Raw genomic sequence first — 22,266 nt, 5'->3', positions numbered from 1 at the left:
CTACTTATTCAAGTGATTTCTGTCTTAAACCGACTTGATAATTTCCTGCCATACGCAATGAACCAGCTCTCGAAATATTTTGTTGAAAGAGTAGCCAGAATGAATAACACAACAAAAAGCAGCGGCCTTTTTATGTACTTCATAAGTGCATCACCACTTCCGAGCCACGAATGCGCAAGCATAGGGTGGATCACATACAAAGAGAATGAAATTCCAGCAAGATAAAAGAGCACACGGTTGTTCAGTACCTTCACGAGTGGTGAATTGACATCAAGAACAGTAGACCCAATTAGTAAAGCTGCAATATACGGTCTGAAATAATTAAACCACCCACTATATGGCGAGCATGAAAGGACCAGTAATATCAACAGAATCCACTGCACTTTGTGATTTACCCGAAACCCGAACGAGCGACCAAGTTGAGCGTGGTAGACCAATGCCAGAACGCAACCAGCCAGAATCTCATCAACTCGATAATAAGAAATACTTGCCGCCAGAACGCCATTCCAAACTCGAACGCCGGTGAAGAAAATACACAAAACTGGTAACAGATACAAACCACGTTTACTAAATAGCGCCACTAACCCAGCCACACCAACATAGAATTGAACCTCAACGCACAAACTCCACATATGATCGGTGAGAGGTAAGAGATCCTTCGGCGGCATGTTTGCGTAAAACAGCAAATGTGCGGGCCAAGCTAAAAGCGATGCATCGGATAAAATGAGTGCAATTACGAGGTATAACCAGCCAAGTGGAACAACACGAAAAAACCTTCTGATCAAGAAACTTGGAATATTTTGATTTTTCATCAAAAAAGATGTGATCAGAAACCCGGAAAGGATAAAAAACAATACCATTCCAAATATCCCAGCCATCTCATTGAATTTCAAATAATGAGGACCCAGAGGGAGCAAATGCGCTGCTAACACCATAGCGATGCTTACACCACGCCACCCATCCAGCACAGCGAGATGTCCATCACCGACAATCGGCTTAGCAACCTTTTCTACATTTGCTTCCGGCGACATAAATAATTAGTCTTTTTCGGAATTAACGGCGGCGATCAACACTAATAACTTATTATCTCAAGTTTAATTTAATTTTTGGGACACATCATCGGATACCAGACCAACCAGTGAACAACCTGCACCAATAGAAAACCATAGATACCAATTGAACACAAGATACACCAATGTATTATCTGAAGCCGCGACCACCAAGTAACCTACAATCAAAGAGATTGAAATTAAAAAAGCAAGCGGTTCGTATTTAATCAACCCTTTTAAATACCTAGCAACATTAACAAACAATGCCAGAAATGACACTAAACCTAAGATACCTATTTCAAATAATAACTGCACATAGATATTATGAGCGCCCCAATTAGTGGTGCCAGCTTTTAGAAAAAAGGTACGTGAATGATATTTAAAAGCATCTAACCCATATCCAGCAATATACTTTGCCGCTTCCATCCACCTAAGCGCTGATTCCCACAACGACACACGCCACGAAAAGGAGTTGAGTTGAGCATACTGATAAACCTCATTACTGCTATCGAGATTGACCAGCCGGTCTCGCACCGATGGCAAGAGGAGAGCAACGAAAGGCAACAGCAGTAAATAAAATAAATATTTCCGCTCGAATACGACGGCGTAAATAAGAAAGATAACAAAGCAGGCAATCCATGCGCTTCTGGTCTGCGTCAAAAGTAATTCAGCCAACATCACTATCATGTTGAAAGTCACACAAACACGACCAAAATTGCCGAGCGGATTAATCTTGGTCTTGATCAGATACAGCGATAACGGAATCACCAACAAAAGATAAAACGCAAAAATGTTTGGGTGCGAAAAGGTACCTTGTAATCTGAAGGACCCATCCCGCATGTGCAGGATCGTGTCAACCACAGCGTAAATAACTGGCAAAATCGATGACCAGACAACCAGTCGTATAGTTTTATTATAGTCGGCTGGGGTTCGAACCAAATAAATTCCAATGATGAAGATCGCGAAATAGGACAGCAGAGTAAGATAACTGCGAATGGCATCCACTTTTTCTGGCGAATTCGCGACACCAAACAGCGCAATCGCCATAAACGGCAACCAGAACATGGCAAGTTTTTTAGGAAACAACTTAGGCTTTTCAACTACCAGTAAAAAAGCCACCATCAGAACGACAATATTGATAAGTGCGCCAATACCGATTGATACACCGCCAAAAGACGTTTTTGTTGACTCTAAAAAAATATCACCTATTGACCTGAAAAGTATAATAGCCAATATGATCAACTTCCTGTCAAAAGCGAGAAGTATCACGAACACCAGTAACAAGGGTGGTATTAACAAGTTCGTAACTTTACCGCCCATCAGCCCAACATAAAGAGGCATAGCGGCACCGATTATCAGCGCAATCAAAAAAACGAAAGAAAATGCAACAAAATTAAAACTACATATTTTTGAAAATAATTTTGACATGATTTAGCTTTTAATCCGGAGAACAGTCATCATCGATCTTGATACTGACTGCCAATACTTTGTCGTGAATCGTGCTTTGACACAGTCGTTATCATTATTTATAAAACAAGAAACGGTATTCAACATACTGGCTGTGAAGAAACCGCCATACGCCGCTTGCCCGGGAACCGGCGTATCAACCAGGACCTTACAGCATTCCATTCCCCTGTTTCAGGGCGATTACGCAACAAAAACTTTGCGTAGCGAAAAATTAATGAAGCTTCATTCCGTGATGAAATAACATGCCTGTACTGCATTTCTCGCTCAAACTCTAATGAATCACCTAGCCCACGCTTTAACGTACAGATCATAATTCTGCATTCTTGATCGAAACTGGCTTCATTATCCACGTCGAAAAGAACACCACCATGATTACAAAACGGCGCAGGATCAAATAAAGGTAAATCATGCATTGCGCAAAATGATTTTGCAAGAAATCGGGATACCGATAAAGATACTTTCATTTGTTCATCAAAACGGGTAGAACTGACGTTATTACCGTGCCAGCGATACCGAATTAACTTATTTGGGACATTTGTACATTTACCCAAGATGGCCAGCTGACCAAACAGAAAGTAGTCCTCAGCCAGTTCTTGTACATGCAGAGTATTCGACGGTGCGAGGATGTTTAAGAAGTCAACACCGTACCGAATTCCTCGGCTTTTTACTTCACTGAACCTCAACATCGCCGTAGGATGAGCTATTGGATTTCGAAAGAAACTGACAGCGGCGACCCGGGCGCTGCCAACCGGCATGTTCATCTGCCCAGTATTATTTCCTGCTGCATCGATTATTTCGGCTTGCCCTCCAATGGCTATACATTCTGGTTCCAGTGCAAACGCCGCTAGTACGACTGCCATTCGGTCAGGAAAGCAAATGTCATCAGCGTCATGCCGCATGACGTATTCGCAATCGGCAAGATCCAGCCCGCGATTTAGCAAACCGGCAAGACCCACAGCATCCGGAAAAGAATACACTTCGATGCGTCGATCTTCCTTTTGGTAATCCAGCGCCAGCTCGCGGCTACCATCGGTTGAACCGTGATCAAGCACAATCAGACGCCAATCCGTTACGGTCTGCGCTTTGACGCTGTCAATTGATTCCGCAAGAAACTCAATACCGTTTCTTACAGGTAACAGCACATCGATCTTTGCCAATTAGTAACCCCTTCTTTTTCCCGGTATGACGAACTGATTGAAGATGAATGAAACAACCTGCACTTAATGGAAAACCATCTAATTAATTTAACGAACTCGAAAGTGAATTGATAAAGCGCCCACTAAGCAAAGCTTTTATAACCAGCTTCAACTTCCCAATTTTTAATAGCTGATAGATGTCGTGCAATGTGAAAATAATCTGTGGATACTCTACCATTGATAACAGAATATCTTTTGAATTATTCTTGGTACAGTTATTCTTATAAAATAGCTGCGCTGCTTTTTTAATCTTGTCAGCGGATCGATTTGAAATCCGTTCGAATTCATGAGAGATATCGAAATAATAGGTGTTCGATTGGATATTAACTGCATCGCCATATTTTTTTAAAACTCGAGCCCACAAGTCCCAGTCCTGCCACGCGGGCATCAGTGGATTAAACATCCCAGCGGCGACCAGTGAGTCACGCCGGGCAAAAACCTGGTTGCCGATCAGATTTGCGGTCAGAATTTGCTGTTGATTAACACTGGTCGACGTATTCGATAAGGAGACGCTATCGCCATAATCCACAACGCGCGTGTCAAACAGGCAAGAAAATCTGACATTTGACGATTCCAGATTTTCCCAGTGACTCAAAAAACTAGCAATTCTGTGTGGCATGAAAAAATCATCATCGTCTAATCCGGTGACAAATTTTCCGCTGGCTTTTTCAATCGCCTGATTACGTGCAACGCATGCACCCTTTGATGTCTTATTTTCAATAAGAATAACCTGGATATCACTGGCTATCGAGCGAACATAGTCGCAAGTCCCGTCATCGGAACCATCAGATATAATAATCAGTTCAATGTTCCTAGCGGTCTGCCCAAGCACAGAGCTAACGGCTCTTTGCAAAAGTGGAAGGCGATTTTTAGTTGGCAAATAAACTGACACTAGATCGGGCACTTTTTTATTCCTTTGTCTTTACGAATTCGGTACTTTGAGAATTATCCCAAGCCGAAAAATTTTTTGTAATCTTCAACTGTATCCCGCGAAAATTTAAATAATAGTCCACCATAGATAGCAACACCTATTATCGTTCCACCAGCTAATACCCACACCGAGGCAAGCTCTTGATTCACGCTAATCATCTTTAACGGATAAAGGGCGACGAGCATCACTCCTGAAAAGAGTATTGGTTTCCATAAAATGGAAAACAGCCTAGAAATTGGACTTTTCAACTGACGCGTTGTCAACCAAAAACATGGCAACAGATTCATACAGTTAGCAATTAAGTAGCATATCGCGACACTTTCAATACCCCAATTCACACCGATAAAGAAAGCCGCCACCTGGAGAATGGTACCGATGATCCCCAACCTTAAAAGAAGGTCAGTTCGCCCAGTTGCCATAAACACTGAACCGGTAGTACTGGTTAGTGACTGAATAAAACCGACTGCAGCAAGCCAGGCAAGAATATCAGCAACCGCATCCCATTTTGCGCCTAACGCCAAGCGCACGAAGGGTTCGCGCAATACCCAAAGGCCTGCCATCAATGGCGCTGTCATCGCAGCAATCGTACTTAGAGAACGAAAGTATAATTTAGCCATTTCGGCAATGTCATTTTGCTGCCGGCTCATGACAGGAAATAGAGCACGGTTTGCCACTTGCGTCATGCTTTGCAGTGGAAACATCATTACTTTATAAGCCTGCGAATAGATACCCAGTGCGATCGCGCCGAGAACCCGACCGATAATCAAGCTATCCGCGTTCCGGGCGAAAAAATTTATGAACGAAAACCCCGTTAAGTGGCCGCTGAACTTGATCAATGATTTGAACTCAGTGCTGCTCCACTTTGGCTGTGGACGCCAATGATTGGCCAGCCATAGTTGAACAGCACTCAAAAATGCCGCTACCAATGCCTGGGCTACGAGACTCAATACGCCCGCCCCTGAATAAGCCAGTACCAGCGCGGCAAACAATGCGACGGCGGACGACAATATCTCAATGCGGGCCAAGAGACGAAATCGAGATGCGCGCTCCAGCAATGCCTGGTGCACGGCAGCACTGCTTGTCATGGGGAAAACGAGTGCCAGTAATAAAAGTACGAGTACGAGTCGTGGTGCCCGAAACCAATCTGCAATCATCGGCGAGAAAAGGGCCAGTATCAGCGCCAATCCTGTGCCTAGTCCTATATTTAGCCAGAAAACAGTGTTGGTAGTATCGTCATTCAAATCATCTTTTTGAACGATAGCAGCTGCCGTACCCATGTCACGTAGTAGCGAAGCAAAGTTAATTGCCACGGTCGCCATCGCCATCAGGCCATATTCTGATGGGGGCAAAAATCGTGCAAGAACAACCAAACCGACAAGCTGCATGCCAATTCTAACTAGTTGCGCTAACCCTATCCATCGGGCGTTAGACATGGCTTGCATTTATTTACCTTTAATCATCTTGCGAAATCTATTGAAATGCTCAAGTACCTGCGGACTTCTTCGTCCACCAATGACCGAAATAATTTCGTGAATCTGCAGATTATAATTTGGCAGACCCTTGATCCTTTGCCAAACGCTATCATATTTCTTGAAACCTTCAACTTTGTAAGAAACAAATAAAGCATTCAAATAATAATGCATTGCCTTTTTGCGGAAGAAAAACTTTCTTTCCGCCGACAATGAATTTTCAAATTGATTTTTTGCAGTTATCGATGCTTGAAGATATCCGTTCACATGGTTAATATTTTTTTTTGAGGTCATAGTCGAGCCAGGACGTACACGTCGAATAAAAAATTTATCTTTCATAACTAAGGTCGCGCCAACTTTTGCAATCAAATGGAGCAAAAAAACGTCGTCTTCATGAAGATATGCATTAAATCTTATTTTATGCATGTCGATAACTTCTTTTTTTAATACATATAGACAGGGCTGGGAATAATTAGTCTTACTGTTTTCCATTGCAACAGCGGCATTAAAAAAGCACTTGTAGAACCCCATATTTAGCCGTTCATACTTTGGTGAAAACGAACTTTTATCAAATTCCTCCTCATAGAAAACGTCTGCTCCAAATACTATTATTTCTAAATCTACATTGATTGCTATTTCATTTTTTATTTTCTCTACAAGCAGAGGAGAAACCAAATCATCAGAATCAAAAAAATAAATATAATCACTTTTTGCTACTTCAATACCAGCATTTCGGGCGAACCCTTGCCCACTATTTTTTTGGGAAATAAGTTTTATTTTTCCTTTAAAAGAATATTCTTTCAAAATTTCACTGCTTGAATCTGTTGAGCCATCATCGATAACAATGATTTCGTCGAAACTCATCGTCTGCGACAACAACGAATCCAAAGCTGCACGAAGATAGTCTTGTGTATTATAAACCGGCACGATAACTGAAATAGTAGCAGTCATATTTTCTCTTCCGCTGGACAAAGCAACAATGATTTTATCGCCAAGGTTTTAGCGTACAGGAAAAAGCTGAATGACTTTGCGTGATACATAATTAAAAAACTCAATTCAATAACAAGCCAATATATCTTCCATTATTAGCTATGCCGAAGTATCAGGACGCCATTCTCGGCACGACACCGAATTTTCTTAGCACTGAGAATAACAAATCTTGCAACGCCAATTTTTCATCGACGTTAAAAACAATTTTATATGCACCAATCGCGTAAACAACAGATACCATCAAATATTCAAAATCCAATAAATAGAAATTAATATTTTTCTGATAGTTTAGTACTAATAGTGACAATAGCCCGAACGTCGACAGTGTTAAAAGCAATGGTTTTATTATCGTTTGCATCCAGTAAGCAAGCTTCGAAACTTCGATATATCTACAAGCATAAGCTGGCATGAATATCGTATAAGTCACAAAATTGATAAGTAATGCCGACAGAGCAACCCCCTTGATACCCATGCCTAGTCCAAAACCGAGTGTCAGTCCGAGAATGACATTCAGGGTGGAAGAGACGAGACTAATCAGTGCAGGAAGTTTAATTTTCCCATAGGCGTTATTGATTCCACTACAGATGGCCAATGGCATGCTGGCGATAATCGCACCCATAAAGAGAGGCATAACATCAGCAGACGACTGAAAGTCGGGTCCCATCCATTTTTGAATAATTAGCGTGGAAAAGATCATCAAGACATATCCCATCGGAAAGACAAATATATTGATGACCTTTGAGTAAAATAAAAACAACCTTTTCAAACGCACTTTATCGTTATTCGCGACCAAAGCGGAGAAGGTAGGTGCCAGTGACGATGCTGGTTCAAGAAACAGTCGCCTGAAAATCGCTGGGATTTTGGTACCAATTGCATAAATTGCGTTCAGCGAGGGCCCCATTACAAGGTTGATTGCGATATTCATGGTGGTTTCATACATGATGTATGCAATCGCGGATATCGATGCGTAGCCGCCAAACGATAGTAATTCCTTGATTTTTTTAGCGTTGTTTCCAGCCGACGAGCCTATATTATCGGCGGGAAGCAGTTTTTTATGCCACAGATAAATAATCAAATTTTGAGAGAATGTTGTCGCCAGATAAATCAATCCATAAATGGTCAGTCCGTAACCAGATAACGGCACGAATTTAAAGATAATAAATATCGCAATTGCGCGAACAATCGCACCACCAAAATTTGCGTAGTTAATCAAGTCGAATCGATGACTGGCATACAGGACGGACCAGCAGACCATATTAGGCATCGAGATCGTGAACGACAGAACAATCAGAAAAAATAATATTCGGCTTTGGGCATCCAGCTGTTCAGGCACATTGAATATCTGCGGGAAGAAGGCGCTTAATATCGCCCCGGGAATGAAAACAATGAATGCAGCGATATTCAATATCTTACGGCCAGCCGACAAGTACTCGTAAAACTCGGCGACTTTCTTTTGCGACAGCGAAACGGTAGCATGGTGTGCCAGCGCTAGCCGTATGCTGAACGAGAAAATCTGAAACAAAACAATCAGCGATTCCGCCAGGATTGAAATACCGAATGCGCCTTTTCCCAGATAGCTGACAAGAAAGGGGACGATCAGAAATCCCAGCAGCATGCTGACGAAATTTCCAAGGTAGTTCGAAAACAGGTTTTTGAATATTTGTGACTTCATAACTCTTTCTTTTATCAACCTGTTTTATGATTATTTCTCGGAATCTTGTCGTGCTTGCTCTATCCTTTCACCCTTGGCATTACGTGATTGTTTAAATGTGGTTGAATAAAATTTGAAGCCTTATGGATTTTCAGCAATCAACACTTTACGGTCGGACTTCATTGCAAGTAACAGATCTGATAAAAATCGGTCCTGTACGACGTATTCTGCATCTGCATCTTTTGGATCTGTTATCAACGATGATGCACGAACCAGCATGCCGTCCGTGACGTTCCCGGCGATGCCATCCTTGAATATTTTCAAGCGTGTAGCAAGCCCGCCAATAGGATAAGCATCACCAATTCGTACCCAGTAACTCACGGCTTCGGTCCGGCCACCCCCTGTTGTCAGTAATCTCTTACCCGGCAACGTTCTCCCGCTTTGCAATACCGATAGTGGCGCCTGTTTTAGTACGAGGATTTCGTATCCCTGAGCGGGGTAGCAAACTTCCGGCAAGTGAATTTTTACATCCTGTCGCTGTTCTCTGGCATAGGCAAGAGCCAACATAATCCGATTGCCTGCCTTGTCTGCATAGGTGCGGGTCAGTACATCGTCGTAGGGCTGCTCGATGCTCTTCTTGCCGTCTTCCGAGGCAGTCAGATTTGCCTGAACGATTGCCGATTTTATTTCTGTCCATTCGCCAAACTGAGAGGGCACAGTGGTGGCCAACGGCGCAATTGCTTTGGCCAAGTCCATCACCGGCGTTAAAGCACGAGCTGCTCCAACACTCAACAGCATTGCCAGCATCATCAATAGCGCAGGCTTGCCGGCAATGCTTGCAGTTGCCACCCATGCTTTGAGCTTGCCGGTGCCTGACGAAACTGCGGACTTCGCGAGTTGCATTTCACGCAGCGGCTTGTCGCGTACCATCCTGCTAATGACGCCGTCGACAACGATAATCAGTAATAGCGCGCTCAGGAACAGCACCATCCCCGAAAAACCATGTACGAAACCCTGACCTGCGGCATCGCCAAAGTAATAGGTGATTAATGCGAGAAAAATAATACGGATGGTGTTGGCAGTAAAAGAGATCGGGACAATCAACGTGGCCAATACAACGTTACGAACAACCGATGAATGCCGCACCAGGTTCATGTAGAGCAGGCCCAGTGCTTCCAGCACGAATAATGAGTTCAGTCCGGCGCAGGCGTCTGCAACCAGCAACTGGTACTGGCCAATGTTCAGGATTACACCACTACGACTGATCGGATATCCGGCCCAATAAAGAAGATGCTCGGTTGCGTAGCTGACACCAATTTTCAGGGGCAAAGTGACAGCGTCGACAACTGAGACAGGTAACGGAATCATGAACAACATGAAGAAAAACGCAAACCACATCCGCGACCATGTGCGTACACCATAAAACGTGACGACCACGCCCGACAGTACGCCCACCAGAGAACCAACTTCGAGCAACAGGACGCTTTGAGAGCGGCCAACGGCGTAACACAGCAAACTGAACACCAGCATCAGGCTCCCGATGACTGGCGAGGGCGCACGTTCCAACTGCCCTAGTTCCTGCAATTGCTTCACCCGATAGAACAGGAAATAAAACGCGACGCCCATGACGATCGGCCCTTGCGCATTTTTTTCGGTGCTCCAGGCGCCGTGAAACAGGTCGTAGAACGTAGGCAAATAGACGGCACCCAGGCCTACAAGGATGAGGAGCCATGGCAGGAGGGGCCTGCTGCTCCCCGCAATCGGCTGGTTCAGCGTATTGACCATGGCATCAAAAATTGTTCAGTACTGTGCCAACCAGCTGGGTGCGTGTTTCTGATAACGCCGTTACCAGGTCACGTACCTTGTTGACATGGCTGAAGTTCTGATGTGTGACAACGATGGCTGCGCCGGCCCGGGCGGCAATCGTCTGCGCGTCCGAGAATTCCGCTCCTGCGGGCGTATCTATCAGGATCACGTCGAACTGCAGTGAAAGTTCTTGCAGCATCTCGCTGAACAGAGGACGTCCGAGTAGTTCCAGCGGGTTAGGCGGTGGCGCGCCAGCGGTCAGTAGCGATAGGTTTTGTAGCTCGGGCACACCTTGAATCGATTCAATACCGTTACGACTGGACAGGATGGACGACAAACCGACACGGTTTTCGAGATTGAACAACTGATGCTGGCACGGGTTACGCAGGTCGGCATCAATCAGCAGGGTGCGCTGACCTTGCTGCGAAAATACTACTGCCAGGTTTGCTGCAAGAAAACTGCGCCCATCCCCACGTTCGGCGCTTGTGATCGCCAATGCACGGCCTCCGTCCGAGGTTTGAAACCAGCGTGCCATCAATTGATTGCGCAGCGCACGTAGTGCTTCCACCCGGTTTGTGAACGGTTCGTAAGCGGCAACCACTTCTTCACTGATCTCGCTTTGTCCAGGAAGAAGGTATGCATATTCAAACTGGCGCGACAGGGCAAAGTCGATGTCAGCCGGCGTCAGCAAGCCGAGTTCGATCGCCGCGTCGCCAAAACGAACATTGCACTCGCTCTGATAGCGCATGATTTTTTCTGCATCTGCCACCGACAGGCGGCCGACATTGACCAGAATGGATCCAATCGAGCGGTCCGGCACCACTGGCTGCGACTTGCTGCGAAAGTCTGTGATGGCAACTGGCTGCAAAGGAAGATTCGGGTTCATGACTTGTGCTCCGTGATGGTCGTTGTTCTGATTCGGCTATTTGTGATGACGCGGACAGGACTACTCATGCTTTGCCCGGCATCATGGAGGAGCCTTCACCCGGACCACGTAGCGATTTGTAGCTGCGCTTCTGTGATAGCGACGTGGTTTTTTCGATCACACCGAGGACCGGCAAGCCGAAGGCATCACCAAGTTGTCCGGCCGAACGAATACGCTGATCGAGGAATTCAAGTGCGAGGGCCGCGCCTACACCCAAGAGCAGGCCGACGACAAACGACAGCAGTGTATTAAGAACAATCCTCGGACCTGCGGCGCTGGTGGGCGCGGTGGCTGCTGTCAGCACTGCAATGTCGGCCTGTTTTGATTGACCTTCAAGATTGGTCTGGGTGAATCGCTGGGAAGCTACTTCGTAAGCTCGACGATCGTTTTCGGTTTCATTGGTCATGACATTGAATTCGTCACGTGCACCATTGAGTGTCATGATCTTGACTTTTTGGGCCGCCAGCGCTGAGCGCAGTTGGGATTCACGCTGCTGGGTAATGACTGCAGTGGTTGCGACGCTTGCCGATGCGGTTTGCACTTGTTCGTTCAGCGTTGCGCGCATTTTGTCGACTTCGGACTTGGCTGCGATGTATTGCGGATGGTTTTCAGCAACACGCTGCGATGTGTCACTGAATTTGGCCTCTGCGAGGGCCAGCGATGACTTGAGGTTTTGAATCAGCGGATTATTTTGTACATCCGGCGATTCACCGGCATTGCCCAGTGCCTGGCGCTGGCGTGATGAGGCTTCCATGGATAAAGCCTGCACTTGCACCAACTGTGAAGACAATTCATTGAGCCGTGCGGTTTCTATGTCGATGCGGTTATCGGCACTGTAGATGTTGTTCTTTTTCTGGTACTCGGACAGTCTGTTCTGGGACTGCTCGTATCGGTCACGCAATTCCTTGATTTGGGTATTGATGTAACCCGAGGCCTGCTGTGCGGGCTCGGTTTTCAGTTGAATACTGAGTTGCAGATAGGCTTTGGCGAAGGCATTCGCCACTGCGGCCACGAACTGCGGATCCGCACCTTTAACCGTGACGTAAAGCACGCTGCTCTCACGCGACGGCACCACGTCTACATTGGCGAGAATCAGGTTTGAGAGCCAGTCGCGTATGGTTCCGACACCGCCGGTTGCGTCCATAAACTGCTGCTTCACTTCTGGACTTTCTGCCAGCCGGAGTTCGTCGACCACCTTGAAGGCGACGCTTTTGCTCTTGATGATGTCGACTTGCGTGGCGATGTACCCGGGCTGCATTTGCGCAGGCAAGGACAGGCCGGTGACTTGATCGACACCTTTGTAGTTGACCACCAATGCGGTGGTGGCGAGGTAGGTTTTCGGTAACAACAAGCTGACGACGACGGTCGCTGCCACCGTCAACACCAGCGTCAGCAAAATCAATTTATAACGGGCGCGCAGGGCAAACAGCAACTGGCTTAAATTCATGACGATCTTTCCAAATGGACTTCAATACGTTGCGGCGTTCTGCTCTGCTGGCAGGTTGTGTAACTCGCCGCTCACTTCCTGCGTTAGAAAAAGCTTTCTTTTACAAATACCACGTCGTCCACTTGCAGCAAGTCATCCATCTTTGCCTTTATTTCTTCAAGCTTGCCATCGGCATCACGACGTTTGATGCGGATGCCGCGCTCCGTGCCACGAGGGCTCAGACCGCCGCCTGCCGAGAGGGCTTGCAGTACGGTCATGTTGCGCTCAAGCCTGAAGAATCCCGCACGCTGTACTTCACCGTAAATGTAAAAGCGCGGTGCACGCTCGACGAAAACAACGTCATTACTGGTCAGTTCGAGATTGCGGTTGAGGTCGCCGGAACGAACCATGTCGACCAGGTCGATCGTCTCTTTGGTGGTCTTGCCGTCGCGGGTACGGATCAGGGTAACGATGTCGCCACCTTCTGGTCCCACGCCACCGGCAGATGCCAGAATGTCGGTCAATGTACGTTTGCCGTCCACCGGGTAACGACCTGGGCGGGTTACCTGCCCCAGTACGGAGACCTGCTGGCTTTGCAGCACGGTGACGATCAGGTTGACTTGCGGCTTGCGCAAGAAGCCGCCGCTTTCGAGGCGCGCTGCAATTTTCTTTTCAGCTTCCGAGGCCGGCAGTCCGCCGATCGCGACTTCGCCAATTAACGGGAAGGTGATGCTGCCGGCTTCACTGACCCGGGTTTCTAGCGTGAGGTCCGGGTTTCCAAAGACCGAGATCTTGATGACGTCGCCAGGTCCGAGCTGGATGTCTGCCGCGATGACACTGTTGACGGTCAAGGTCATCATTAATGTCATGAGCCAGAGTACAATTTTTTTCATGGTGCGCCTTGAAATGTCTTGGCGGCCAGCGCGGGGCGCTGGCCGGTGGGGTTACTTGAGTCCGGCCACACCACGCGCCATGTTGCTGGCGTCGGGTGCCGCGGCGGCAGGGGTGGTCGCGGCTGGTGCTGCTGCGGGCGAAGTCGGTGCGGTCGCTGGCGTTGCTGCAACCTTCTCTTTCTCGGCATCTGCCTTGTTCAGATATTCCAGCTTGGCGACAGAGCGCAGCCGGGCCAGTTCGTCCTTGGCAATTTCCTGGCTTTTCTGGTTACGCAAGAATTGATCGATCTGCGGGGCGGCCGCGGTGGCGTCGATCGGTGTGTCCTTGATGTCATTGATGCCGACCAGAACGCTACGGTCGTTTTCTTTGATGACGAAAAGCTGACCCTTTTTCATGGACTGGAGTTTTGTTACCAGTGGCGGTGGCAGGTCGGTCGTGCTGCGTACCATCTGGTTGCGGGCGTACTGGACCTTGTTGCTGTCGAGCCAGGCGGCGACTTCGTCGATGGACTTCGCCTTGTCGATCGTCGCGCTCAGCGGCGCACTGAAATCCTTGGTGGCGATGATCAGCTGGGCCATGTCGAATGTTTTACGCTGGGTAAAAAATTCGGGATGCTTGGTGAAGTAGTCGTCGATCTCGCTTTTGGTCGGCTTGGTCGCTTTGGCCATGCGCGTTTGCAGATAGGCCTGCGCGATGATCTGTGCCTTGGCACGCTCGATGGCTTGCATGACTTTGGGGTCACGGTCGAGTTTGTTGGTCATGGCTTCGTTCTGCAAAAGCTGGCGGTCGATCAGCGCTTCCAGCACCTGCTTGCGGGCGGCATCCTGTGCCGCCTGATTGGGCTGTGGTGGCGTGCGTGAGAGCTCTTCATTGAGCTGCAGGAACGTAATTTCTTCGCCATTGACCCTGACCAGCGACTGGCTCGCTTCTTTTTTCTTGTCGCCGCCGCAGGCCGACAGGCCAAGGGCGACCAACAGGACCAGAGCGCCTCGTACGGTGTTTGATGTGTTGATCTGTAAATACCGATTTGGCTTATGGAAAGTCAAAATTGCGCTCCTTGAAAAGACCTGATTATATTCGCTGGTACTTCATTGAGGGTGTTTACACGCAGGATCATTTGTTGCTGCTTTTATAGTTTTAGATGCGCGGCAAACTAGCTCTGGCGGTTTGTATCACTGCAGTTTGTTTGCATTCACCGTACTGCCACGCCGACCCGACTGGAGCGCTACAAAACCAATCCCGAATAGAAGCAACAGCCACGTTTCCGGGTCGGTCAGTGGCGAATGCGTGGATGCGGGTTGATCGCCTGGTGTTTTTGAATTCGCGCTGGCTTTTGCAGGCGCTACTGGCAAGCCATGTTCAGTCGCCACGGCAGCGACGAATGACCCAGCGCTGCCCTGACTGGTACCGGGATCGGTACTGAAGGCGGGTGGTTTTCTGGTAGCGGTGACGCCTTCGGTCACGCGGACAAGTTCGGCATTGTCCGGGGTGCGTTGGAATCCGGGTGCCGTGAGTGCGGAAGCATTGCTATCACCAGCGTTCATTTTGATGACTGGGACGGCATTGGCCATTCCCGAGGCGGCGAGAACCAGGGCCGCCAGAAATAATTGTAGATGTTTCATAGTGCGTTCCTTTGTCCGGAGAGCCAGCCTGCTTGTCCTGTTTGCGCCTGAAGCAGGAGGCTTTGCGCGTTCCTGATACCGAACTGACCTCAATGTTGCAGTGCGCTGGAAGATTCTTTGGTATGAAGCCAACAATATATGCTTCGTAACCCGTTGAATTTATTCGTTTTGACTTTACACAAGCATACTTTGAGTGTCAATTGACGATCATAAAAATCACATTCCTTTACAATTATGGCAACCTTTTATGATGCAGCGCACTATTTATTCCAAGCATCTATCCGAAGTTTTTCAGTTATGGGAATGGGCGTCTGTGGCCTGCCGCACTTAGGCAGGCACGCGGTGCAGTAACGTGGATGTTCATGGGAAAGAAATGACAGCCCTCGCTCGAAACAATGGCTGACAGGGGAGCTAGCGGCGATTACCTGCACCGCTAGACAGACGTTGGCTACGCGTTAGTAGGCGTTATCGCGCTTGAGAACGACCTTGATGGTGCGGAAGATGATCCAGAAGTCGAGTGCCAGCGACCAGCTGCGCAAGTAGTCGAGGTCGAGTTCGATGCGGGCTTCCATTTTGTCGAGGGTATCGGTTTCGCCGCGCATGCCGTTGACCTGCGCCCAGCCGGTGATGCCGGGTTTGACCTTGTGGCGCAGCATGTAACCCTTGATCTGTTTGCGGTACAGCTCGTTGTGGGCGACCGCGTGCGGGCGTGGCCCGACGATGCTCATGCGACCCTGCAGCACGTTGATGAACTGTGGCAGCTCGTCGAGCGAACTGCGTCGCAGGAAGCCACCAATCGACGTCAGGCGCGAGTCATTTTTCTGGGCCTGGACGACGGTATCGCCGGGACTGTGGACTTTCATGGAACGGAATTTGTAGACGATGATTTCTTCACCGTTCAATCCATAACGCAGTTGCTTGAAAATGATCGGGCCGGGCGAGGTCAGCTTGATGGCGATGGCGATACCGATCATGACGGGTGTGAGCAGGATCTGGATCAGGGTCGCGAGGACCACATCGCTGGTGCGCTTGACGACGCTATTGAATCCGGTGAACGGCGTTTCGCAGATGGCGACGACGGGTACGCCACCGACGTTGTCAAAGCGTGCCTGCATCAGGTCGAACACGTAGATGTCCGGCAGGAAGTAGATCGATGCGGTGGTGTCCTTGAGCTCATCGATGAGCTTGCGGATGCGGGGCTGCGCCGACATCGGCTGGCTGATGAAAATCATCTGGATGCCATGCAAGCGGACGTAATCGGCAATATCGACCATCTTGCCCAGCAGCTGAATGTCTTCGGCGCCTTCCTGACGCTGGGTACTGCGATCATCAAAAAAACCGTGTACTTCCATGAACAGATCAGGGAATTCGACGATCCTCTTGGCCAGTTTGATTCCGGGTGCGTTCGCGCCAACGATGACCACCGAACGCACTTCGCCGTCATTGCGCAGGTTCGACGCAATCCGTCGCAATGCGAGGTGACTCACCAGGAGTCCTACTGGCGTGACGGTGAACCAGATCAGGATGACTTGATCTGAAAAACGGTAGGACAGCCCGGTGACGTGGCCAATAAACATCAGCATCGCGACGATGATGATCCAGCCAATCAGGATGCCGCGCGCGTAGGCCAGCAAGCGGCCGCTGCGCCACGTGCGATACAGGTCGATTTGCTCGTACACATACGATGAAACAAAGAAGGCGATGATCGCCAGCACCAGGTAATACCCGGTGAAGACTTCTCCGTGCATCCACGTCAGTCCGTAGAGCAGGCTGAGGATGATGAAGGGGTCGAGTAGCCGCTTGAAGAAGGAGACTAGCGGCGTGTTGTTGATCGTCATGGGAATGCTGCCGTTGTCAGAATTCGTAACGGGTGTTGAGCGTCATGCCGTTCGCACGGTAGGCACCGATGGCCTGGTTGGACGACTGCTGATCACGGTAAGCATTCAAACCTATTGTCCACTTTCGAGTGGGCATGTAGTTCGCTGTGAGCGATAGATTGCGGTAGGTATCTGCGCGGTCTGACAACGGAATCGACGGCAAGATGGGCGTCCCGGCGTAGGCGCGTTTTTCGTTGCGAATCTGTGCATCGAGACGGATCTTCGAGCTTACGCTCCAGCTTGACACCACGCTCACGCCGTTGTTGAGCGTGTAACTGGCCGTCGTGTCGTCGACCGATCCAATTTCACGGTACACGTTGGCGGTCAAAGTAATCTTGCCAGTCAGCTGATGCGTCGCGACCAGACGTGCATTGAATCCGCTGAAGTCACGATCGCTGAACGCATCGTGTTTGCGCTGCACCAAACCGCCGAGGAACTGCAAGCGCGTTTTTCCGGTGGCAATCCAGTCGATCTTGGCCTTGAAATCATCCTGCGAATAATCGTTGGCAATCTGGAACTGGCCGAGCAATTCGGGATAGCGGTAAGCGCCGGTTGAATGGCCCATTTGCAGACCGATGGAGCCGTTACCGGCGCTGAGATAATCGATTCCGATGATCTCGGAGTTGAGGTTGCGGTCGTTGGCCCGTTGCGACGACAGGTCGTAGCTCAATTGATCGCGCGATGCGCTCGTCGAAATGCGCCAGCTTGGATGAAAGCGCCATGCAGCATCTGCAAAAACACGTTTCTGGCTGCGGATATTGCGCTCAGTTGTACGGAAGTCCGAAAACGGGGTGAGCGCTTCCACGTAGCTAGTACCGACGTTGCCTTCCACCTTGCTACCAAGATGCCAGTTGAGCTTGACGCTGGCATTCTTGCCGTCATTGTTGAGGTTACTAAACCGGTCATACGTTGTGCGGCTCATGTTCAGACTGGCAATCAGGCGTTGCTGGCTGATCATCTTGTCGATATCGAGTCCAACTCCGAGGCGGCGGGACGTATCCGACAGGTTGGTGGTACCAAGGCGCCGTTGTCCCTCTTCCTCACTACCCAGCCGATACAGATTGTCGTCGTGGCTCGCCATCACACTGACATACGGAACAAATACATCACCCGGCTCCGCCAGCGCACTCCCGCAAAACATCGTGCTGATGGCAATCGCAAGCGGTGCAAGCAGCGGACGTGACAATAAAACGGGCGGTGGTGTTCGGGACATGGCGTCTGGTTCCAGGGTGCGGCCGATCGACATTGAGACGAGCAGTAGGTTAGTTAACGATAATAAATGGTATATTTCTTCATGGCAACCTTCGCCAGGCACGAATACATGTTGTGAATCAACTTTTATGGCCTACCCATTTTACGCGGAGTTCCCACGGCATCTTTGATTAACTCCTCTTGTTACCAATATCCCCAATGCCCGCCAACAATCACCCATAGCCCGAGCGCGCCGTTCGTCACGCCGTGTGCCACGATGGGCGACCAGATGCTGCGACTGCGGACATACAGCAGGCTGTAGGCAATCCCGGCCACCAGACCGGCCAGCCAGAGACTGTGTTCAATCGCAAACAGCATCGAGGCAATGGCAATGGCCTTGATGCCGACCGAGGCCGGATTGACCCGCAGAAAATCCGTATCGACCAGCCAGCGCATCAGGTAAGAGCGCCAGAACAGTTCTTCCATGACCGGCACGACCAGCGCGGCGCCCGCCAGTCGCACTGCCACCAGCAGCCAGTCGAGCTGTCCATCGGGACCGACAGGCTGGTAGCCGGTCGACTTGCCGACCACCATCCAGTCGGCGCCGAGGTTGATCCAGGCAATGAAGACAGCGATGCCGACACCGATGGCAATGAGCCAGTCGCGCGTACCCAGTGTGGGCGGCCAGGCCATTTCGGTGTACTCGCGCCGCCAGAACCACAGCATGCCGATGACGACGCCAATTTTTAGCGGATAGAGCCAGCGCAGATCCATCTCGGACATGCCCAGTCGCGACAGGATGTCGGCGATGGCGATGAACAGGATGTAGGCGGCGAAGGGAGCGATGCGCGACAGGGTGGCGCGATCAGGCATGGTTGCGGCTTTTTCTGGTGGCAGGCAGAAGTGGCATGGGTCTGGCTAAAAATTAGTCAGCCGCAATATTGAGCGATAGAAAAACATTTTGCAAGCGGCGGCGTGCCCGGGATAACAGCGTGGCCGCTGTCTGGTTGTCATGCCAGAAGCATGCTGCACACTGCGGCTATCAATGCGGTCGCTTACTTTTTCGGGACCGGCTTCGGCACCACATTGTCGACACCACCCGCGCCGTTGCGCAAATCGGTATCGACCTGGCCGCTTTCGATATCGCGTGCGGCCTGCTGCATGACTTCCCGTGGCGGGCTGGACTGGCTGTCGGCGGATTCGTCGTGTTCGTGTGGCAGGCGGGGTGTGGCGGTGGTGTCGACTGGCTTGGCGGTCTTGACCTGGCGTTGGTTGTTGTCAGTAGTCATGATGGCAAGCTCCTTCAATGAATGGATCAGTCATTAGACCATGTCAGCGCAAATGGCACGCAGCCAGCCCCGGCTACGCGCCATCCTGTCTTGCCGCGTTACAGCTTCAGGCGCGCCCGCGCTGCATCGTATTCGGCCTTCAAACGCGCGACCATTTCGGCCACCGTGACGACATCATCCATCAATCCGACGCCCTGTCCGGCGCCCCAGATATCGCGCCAGGCCTTGGCCTTGGTGGTGCTGCCGGATCCAAAATTCATGGCGGTCTTGTCTGCTACCGGCAAGTTGTCCGGGTCGAGGCCGGCGGCGACGATGGATTTTTTGAGATAGTTGCCGTGCACGCCGGTAAACAAGTTGGTGTAGACGATGTCGGCGGCACTGGATTCGACGATGGCGTTGCGGTACTCGTCGTCGACGTTGGATTCTTTGGTGGCGAGCCAGCGCGAGCCGATGTAGGCAAAGTCGGCGCCCATGGCTTGCGCGGCCAGCACGGCGTCACCGGTGGCGATCGAGCCGGACAGCGCGATCGGGCCGCTGAAGAATTTGCGTACCTCGCCTACCAGCGCGAAGGGCGACAGTGCGCCGGCATGGCCACCGGCACCGGCGGCGACCAGGATCAGGCCATCGACACCGGCTTCGAGCGCTTTCTGGGCATGACGGATCGAGATCACGTCATGCAGCACGATGCCGCCGTAGCTGTGGATGGCGTCCATCATTTCTTTGGGTGGTGCGCGCAGGCTGGAGATAATGATCGGAATCTGATGCTTGACGCACATCTCGACATCATGCGCGAGACGGTCGTTGGATTGATGGACGATCTGGTTGACGGCGATCGGGCCGACGATGGCGTCCGGGTTGGCCAGCTTGTACGCGGCCAGGTCGGCTTTCATGTCGGTCAGCCAGGTATCGAGCATGGCGGCCGGGCGCGCATTGAGCGCCGGGAACGAGCCGACGATGCCGGCCTTGCACTGAGCGGTCACGAGGGCGGGGCCACTGGCGATGAACAACGGGGAGCCGATAACCGGCAAACTCAGGTTTTGCAACGCGACGGGCAATGCCATGACGACCTCACAGGAATGGTGGACAACGGGTGGATGACTGGTACCGGGGGACTTCACGGCCGATCGATTATAGGCTGGAAAAAGAACGATCGTGCTAGATTGATGGCTCTAGTCCTGACGGGTGGCGGCGTCATCCGCTGTGCCGCTTGCAAGCTCACGCTATCCGGGCGCCTGCTTTCCAGGTTTCGAGCACCACAGGCATGCCCGCCACCACGCGCACACGCAAAAAGTCGGCGCGCAATCCCACCGCAATTTCACCGCGATCGGTCAGTCCGACCATGCTGGCCGGATTGCGCGAGACCGTGGCAATCGCCCGGGGCAGACTGTAGCCATCTTCCTGCAGCAAAAAAGCGGCATGCAGCAGGCTGGCCGGAACATAGTCGGATGACAGCGCATCGAGTAAACCGGCGCGCGCCAGTTCGCTGGCAGCGACGTTGCCGGAATGCGATCCGCCGCGCACCCGGTTCGGCGCGCCCATGATGATGCCCAGTCCGCCCGCGCGCGCGGCTTTTGCCGCCAGCAAGGTGGTCGGAAATTCCGACATGGTGACACCGTGACCGATGCCCTGATCGACGTGCTCCTGGGTGGTGTCGTCATGCGACGCCAGCGGTAACGGGAATCGGGTGGCGCGGTGACGGCAGCGCTCGATCACGGCATCGCGGTTGCGTTCGGCGTAGCGGACCTGGCGCTTGAGCATGTCCTCCAGCATCGCCTCGACTTTGTGATCGCTCCAGCCACGCTTGCCCGACATGTAGGTGCGGTAGTGTGCGAAGTCGCTCCACTGGCGCTGGCCCGGCGTGTGATCCATCAGGGATACCATGCGCAATAGCGGATCGTCGACCAGTGGCTCGAACAGCTCCAGCAGATGCTGTTCGGCAAGCTCCAGCCGTAAATGCAGGAAGTGATCGGCGCGCAGGATGCCCGCTTCCTGTGCCTGGTGCAGTCCGGCGACGCAGCTGGTCAGGGTTTGCATGCGCACGCTGTCGGGATCGATGTCGCCGACCGCGATGGCGTCGAGCACCGTGGTGATCCCGGCGGCGGCTACCTGGGCATCGTGCGCGACGATGGCCGGGATGATGGGCCACGCGACTTTCGGGCGCGGCATCAGGTGTTTTTCAAGATTGTCGGTATGCAGCTCGACCATGCCGGGCAACAGCAGGTCGCCTTGCCAATCGTAACCGGCATGCTGGCTGGTGAGCTGCTGCGAACTACCAGAATGCAGCGCGGAGATGTGCTGCGCAGTGATTTCCATTGCACCCGGAAATTGCTGGTCGGCAGTGATGAGGACGGCGTTGCGAATCAAAGTCATGGGGCAGCGAATGGGACAGAGTGAGTCGGGACGACCGCGAACGGACGCGCTGAAGGTAGCACGATCAGCGCGGCACAGACAACCCGGCGCGCTCCGGCATCGGGACGCTGCGT

At 50.9% G+C, this 22,266-nt stretch carries 19 protein-coding genes; all 19 read right to left on the bottom strand.

The annotated features are described in order from the left end of the window. Window positions 1–8: 8 nt before the first annotated feature. A complete protein-coding gene (locus tag ABD720_RS08720; protein WP_344762885.1) occupies window positions 9–1,031 on the bottom strand; it encodes an acyltransferase family protein in 1,023 nt (340 codons plus the stop codon). A 63-nt stretch (window positions 1,032–1,094) separates the two neighbouring features. Then, window positions 1,095–2,477: an O-antigen ligase family protein gene (locus ABD720_RS08715; RefSeq protein WP_344762884.1), complete on the bottom strand. Its 1,383-nt coding sequence runs from the start codon at window positions 2,475–2,477 to the stop codon at window positions 1,095–1,097. Window positions 2,478–2,596: 119 nt separating this feature from the next. Continuing rightward, entirely contained in the window at window positions 2,597–3,673 is a 1,077-nt protein-coding gene (locus ABD720_RS08710; RefSeq protein ID WP_344762883.1) for a glycosyltransferase family A protein, read from the bottom strand. Between the two features lie 82 nt (window positions 3,674–3,755). Continuing rightward, entirely contained in the window at window positions 3,756–4,616 is an 861-nt protein-coding gene (locus tag ABD720_RS08705) for a glycosyltransferase (protein WP_344762882.1), read from the bottom strand. Between the two features lie 41 nt (window positions 4,617–4,657). Beyond that, on the bottom strand, window positions 4,658–6,085 hold the full coding sequence (locus ABD720_RS08700) for an MOP flippase family protein (RefSeq protein WP_344762881.1): 1,428 nt from the start codon (window positions 6,083–6,085) through the stop codon (window positions 4,658–4,660). Continuing rightward, on the bottom strand, window positions 6,086–7,063 hold the full coding sequence (locus ABD720_RS08695) for a glycosyltransferase family 2 protein (protein WP_344762880.1): 978 nt from the start codon (window positions 7,061–7,063) through the stop codon (window positions 6,086–6,088). Window positions 7,064–7,214: 151 nt separating this feature from the next. Beyond that, window positions 7,215–8,774, bottom strand: a complete 1,560-nt coding sequence (locus ABD720_RS08690; protein WP_344762879.1) for an oligosaccharide flippase family protein — start codon at window positions 8,772–8,774, stop codon at window positions 7,215–7,217. A 120-nt stretch (window positions 8,775–8,894) separates the two neighbouring features. Next, the gene (gene xrtB, locus ABD720_RS08685; protein WP_344762878.1) at window positions 8,895–10,538 is read right to left on the bottom strand and encodes an exosortase B; all 1,644 of its coding nucleotides are present in this window, start codon (window positions 10,536–10,538) and stop codon (window positions 8,895–8,897) included. A gap of 4 nt (window positions 10,539–10,542) precedes the next feature. Next, window positions 10,543–11,445, bottom strand: a complete 903-nt coding sequence (epsG, locus tag ABD720_RS08680; protein WP_344762877.1) for a chain length determinant protein tyrosine kinase EpsG — start codon at window positions 11,443–11,445, stop codon at window positions 10,543–10,545. Window positions 11,446–11,509: 64 nt separating this feature from the next. Beyond that, window positions 11,510–12,931 (bottom strand): chain length determinant protein EpsF, encoded by a 1,422-nt coding sequence (gene epsF / locus ABD720_RS08675; protein ID WP_344762876.1) that lies wholly within the window; start codon window positions 12,929–12,931, stop codon window positions 11,510–11,512. Window positions 12,932–13,014: 83 nt separating this feature from the next. Continuing rightward, entirely contained in the window at window positions 13,015–13,803 is a 789-nt protein-coding gene (gene epsE, locus ABD720_RS08670; RefSeq protein WP_344762875.1) for a polysaccharide export protein EpsE, read from the bottom strand. Between the two features lie 51 nt (window positions 13,804–13,854). After that, window positions 13,855–14,850, bottom strand: coding sequence for an EpsD family peptidyl-prolyl cis-trans isomerase (locus tag ABD720_RS08665; RefSeq protein ID WP_344762874.1), 996 nt, complete (start codon window positions 14,848–14,850; stop codon window positions 13,855–13,857). A gap of 126 nt (window positions 14,851–14,976) precedes the next feature. Next, complete coding sequence (locus ABD720_RS08660; protein ID WP_344762873.1) at window positions 14,977–15,426, bottom strand: hypothetical protein; 450 nt, start codon at window positions 15,424–15,426, stop codon at window positions 14,977–14,979. A 455-nt stretch (window positions 15,427–15,881) separates the two neighbouring features. Then, a complete protein-coding gene (locus tag ABD720_RS08655; RefSeq protein WP_344762872.1) occupies window positions 15,882–17,264 on the bottom strand; it encodes an undecaprenyl-phosphate glucose phosphotransferase in 1,383 nt (460 codons plus the stop codon). A gap of 16 nt (window positions 17,265–17,280) precedes the next feature. Further along, window positions 17,281–18,516 (bottom strand): XrtB/PEP-CTERM-associated polysaccharide biosynthesis outer membrane protein EpsL, encoded by a 1,236-nt coding sequence (epsL, locus tag ABD720_RS08650; RefSeq protein WP_344762871.1) that lies wholly within the window; start codon window positions 18,514–18,516, stop codon window positions 17,281–17,283. Window positions 18,517–18,698: 182 nt separating this feature from the next. Next, on the bottom strand, window positions 18,699–19,367 hold the full coding sequence (locus tag ABD720_RS08645; protein ID WP_344762870.1) for a CAAX prenyl protease-related protein: 669 nt from the start codon (window positions 19,365–19,367) through the stop codon (window positions 18,699–18,701). A gap of 182 nt (window positions 19,368–19,549) precedes the next feature. Next, window positions 19,550–19,783 carry a hypothetical protein gene (locus ABD720_RS08640; protein ID WP_344762869.1) on the bottom strand — a complete coding sequence of 78 codons (234 nt, stop codon included), beginning with the start codon at window positions 19,781–19,783 and terminating at the stop codon, window positions 19,550–19,552. Window positions 19,784–19,881: 98 nt separating this feature from the next. Continuing rightward, the gene (locus ABD720_RS08635; RefSeq protein ID WP_344762868.1) at window positions 19,882–20,844 is read right to left on the bottom strand and encodes an NAD(P)H-dependent flavin oxidoreductase; all 963 of its coding nucleotides are present in this window, start codon (window positions 20,842–20,844) and stop codon (window positions 19,882–19,884) included. 154 nt (window positions 20,845–20,998) lie between these two features. Beyond that, complete coding sequence (locus ABD720_RS08630; protein WP_344762867.1) at window positions 20,999–22,153, bottom strand: alpha-D-ribose 1-methylphosphonate 5-triphosphate diphosphatase; 1,155 nt, start codon at window positions 22,151–22,153, stop codon at window positions 20,999–21,001. Window positions 22,154–22,266 lie beyond the last annotated feature (113 nt).

Source organism: Actimicrobium antarcticum, assembly GCF_039536745.1.
GTDB lineage: Bacteria > Pseudomonadota > Gammaproteobacteria > Burkholderiales > Burkholderiaceae_D > Actimicrobium > Actimicrobium antarcticum.
Note: the sequence above shows the minus strand (reverse complement) of the source record. Positions and strands in the feature narration are given on the sequence as shown.

What these genes read in the sequence shown, in the direction of transcription:
- ABD720_RS08720 (WP_344762885.1), bottom strand. Translation starts at nt 1,031, where the DNA reads ATGTCGCCGGAAGCAAATGTAGAAAAGGTTGCTAAGCCGATTGTCGGT.
- ABD720_RS08715 (WP_344762884.1), bottom strand. Translation starts at nt 2,477, where the DNA reads ATGTCAAAATTATTTTCAAAAATATGTAGTTTTAATTTTGTTGCATTT.
- ABD720_RS08700 (WP_344762881.1), bottom strand. Translation starts at nt 6,085, where the DNA reads ATGCAAGCCATGTCTAACGCCCGATGGATAGGGTTAGCGCAACTAGTT.
- ABD720_RS08695 (WP_344762880.1), bottom strand. Translation starts at nt 7,063, where the DNA reads ATGACTGCTACTATTTCAGTTATCGTGCCGGTTTATAATACACAAGAC.
- ABD720_RS08690 (WP_344762879.1), bottom strand. Translation starts at nt 8,774, where the DNA reads ATGAAGTCACAAATATTCAAAAACCTGTTTTCGAACTACCTTGGAAAT.
- xrtB (WP_344762878.1), bottom strand. Translation starts at nt 10,538, where the DNA reads ATGGTCAATACGCTGAACCAGCCGATTGCGGGGAGCAGCAGGCCCCTC.
- epsG (WP_344762877.1), bottom strand. Translation starts at nt 11,445, where the DNA reads ATGAACCCGAATCTTCCTTTGCAGCCAGTTGCCATCACAGACTTTCGC.
- epsF (WP_344762876.1), bottom strand. Translation starts at nt 12,931, where the DNA reads ATGAATTTAAGCCAGTTGCTGTTTGCCCTGCGCGCCCGTTATAAATTG.
- epsE (WP_344762875.1), bottom strand. Translation starts at nt 13,803, where the DNA reads ATGAAAAAAATTGTACTCTGGCTCATGACATTAATGATGACCTTGACC.
- ABD720_RS08660 (WP_344762873.1), bottom strand. Translation starts at nt 15,426, where the DNA reads ATGAAACATCTACAATTATTTCTGGCGGCCCTGGTTCTCGCCGCCTCG.
- ABD720_RS08655 (WP_344762872.1), bottom strand. Translation starts at nt 17,264, where the DNA reads ATGACGATCAACAACACGCCGCTAGTCTCCTTCTTCAAGCGGCTACTC.
- epsL (WP_344762871.1), bottom strand. Translation starts at nt 18,516, where the DNA reads ATGTCCCGAACACCACCGCCCGTTTTATTGTCACGTCCGCTGCTTGCA.
- ABD720_RS08645 (WP_344762870.1), bottom strand. Translation starts at nt 19,367, where the DNA reads ATGCCTGATCGCGCCACCCTGTCGCGCATCGCTCCCTTCGCCGCCTAC.
- ABD720_RS08640 (WP_344762869.1), bottom strand. Translation starts at nt 19,783, where the DNA reads ATGACTACTGACAACAACCAACGCCAGGTCAAGACCGCCAAGCCAGTC.
- ABD720_RS08635 (WP_344762868.1), bottom strand. Translation starts at nt 20,844, where the DNA reads ATGGCATTGCCCGTCGCGTTGCAAAACCTGAGTTTGCCGGTTATCGGC.
- ABD720_RS08630 (WP_344762867.1), bottom strand. Translation starts at nt 22,153, where the DNA reads ATGACTTTGATTCGCAACGCCGTCCTCATCACTGCCGACCAGCAATTT.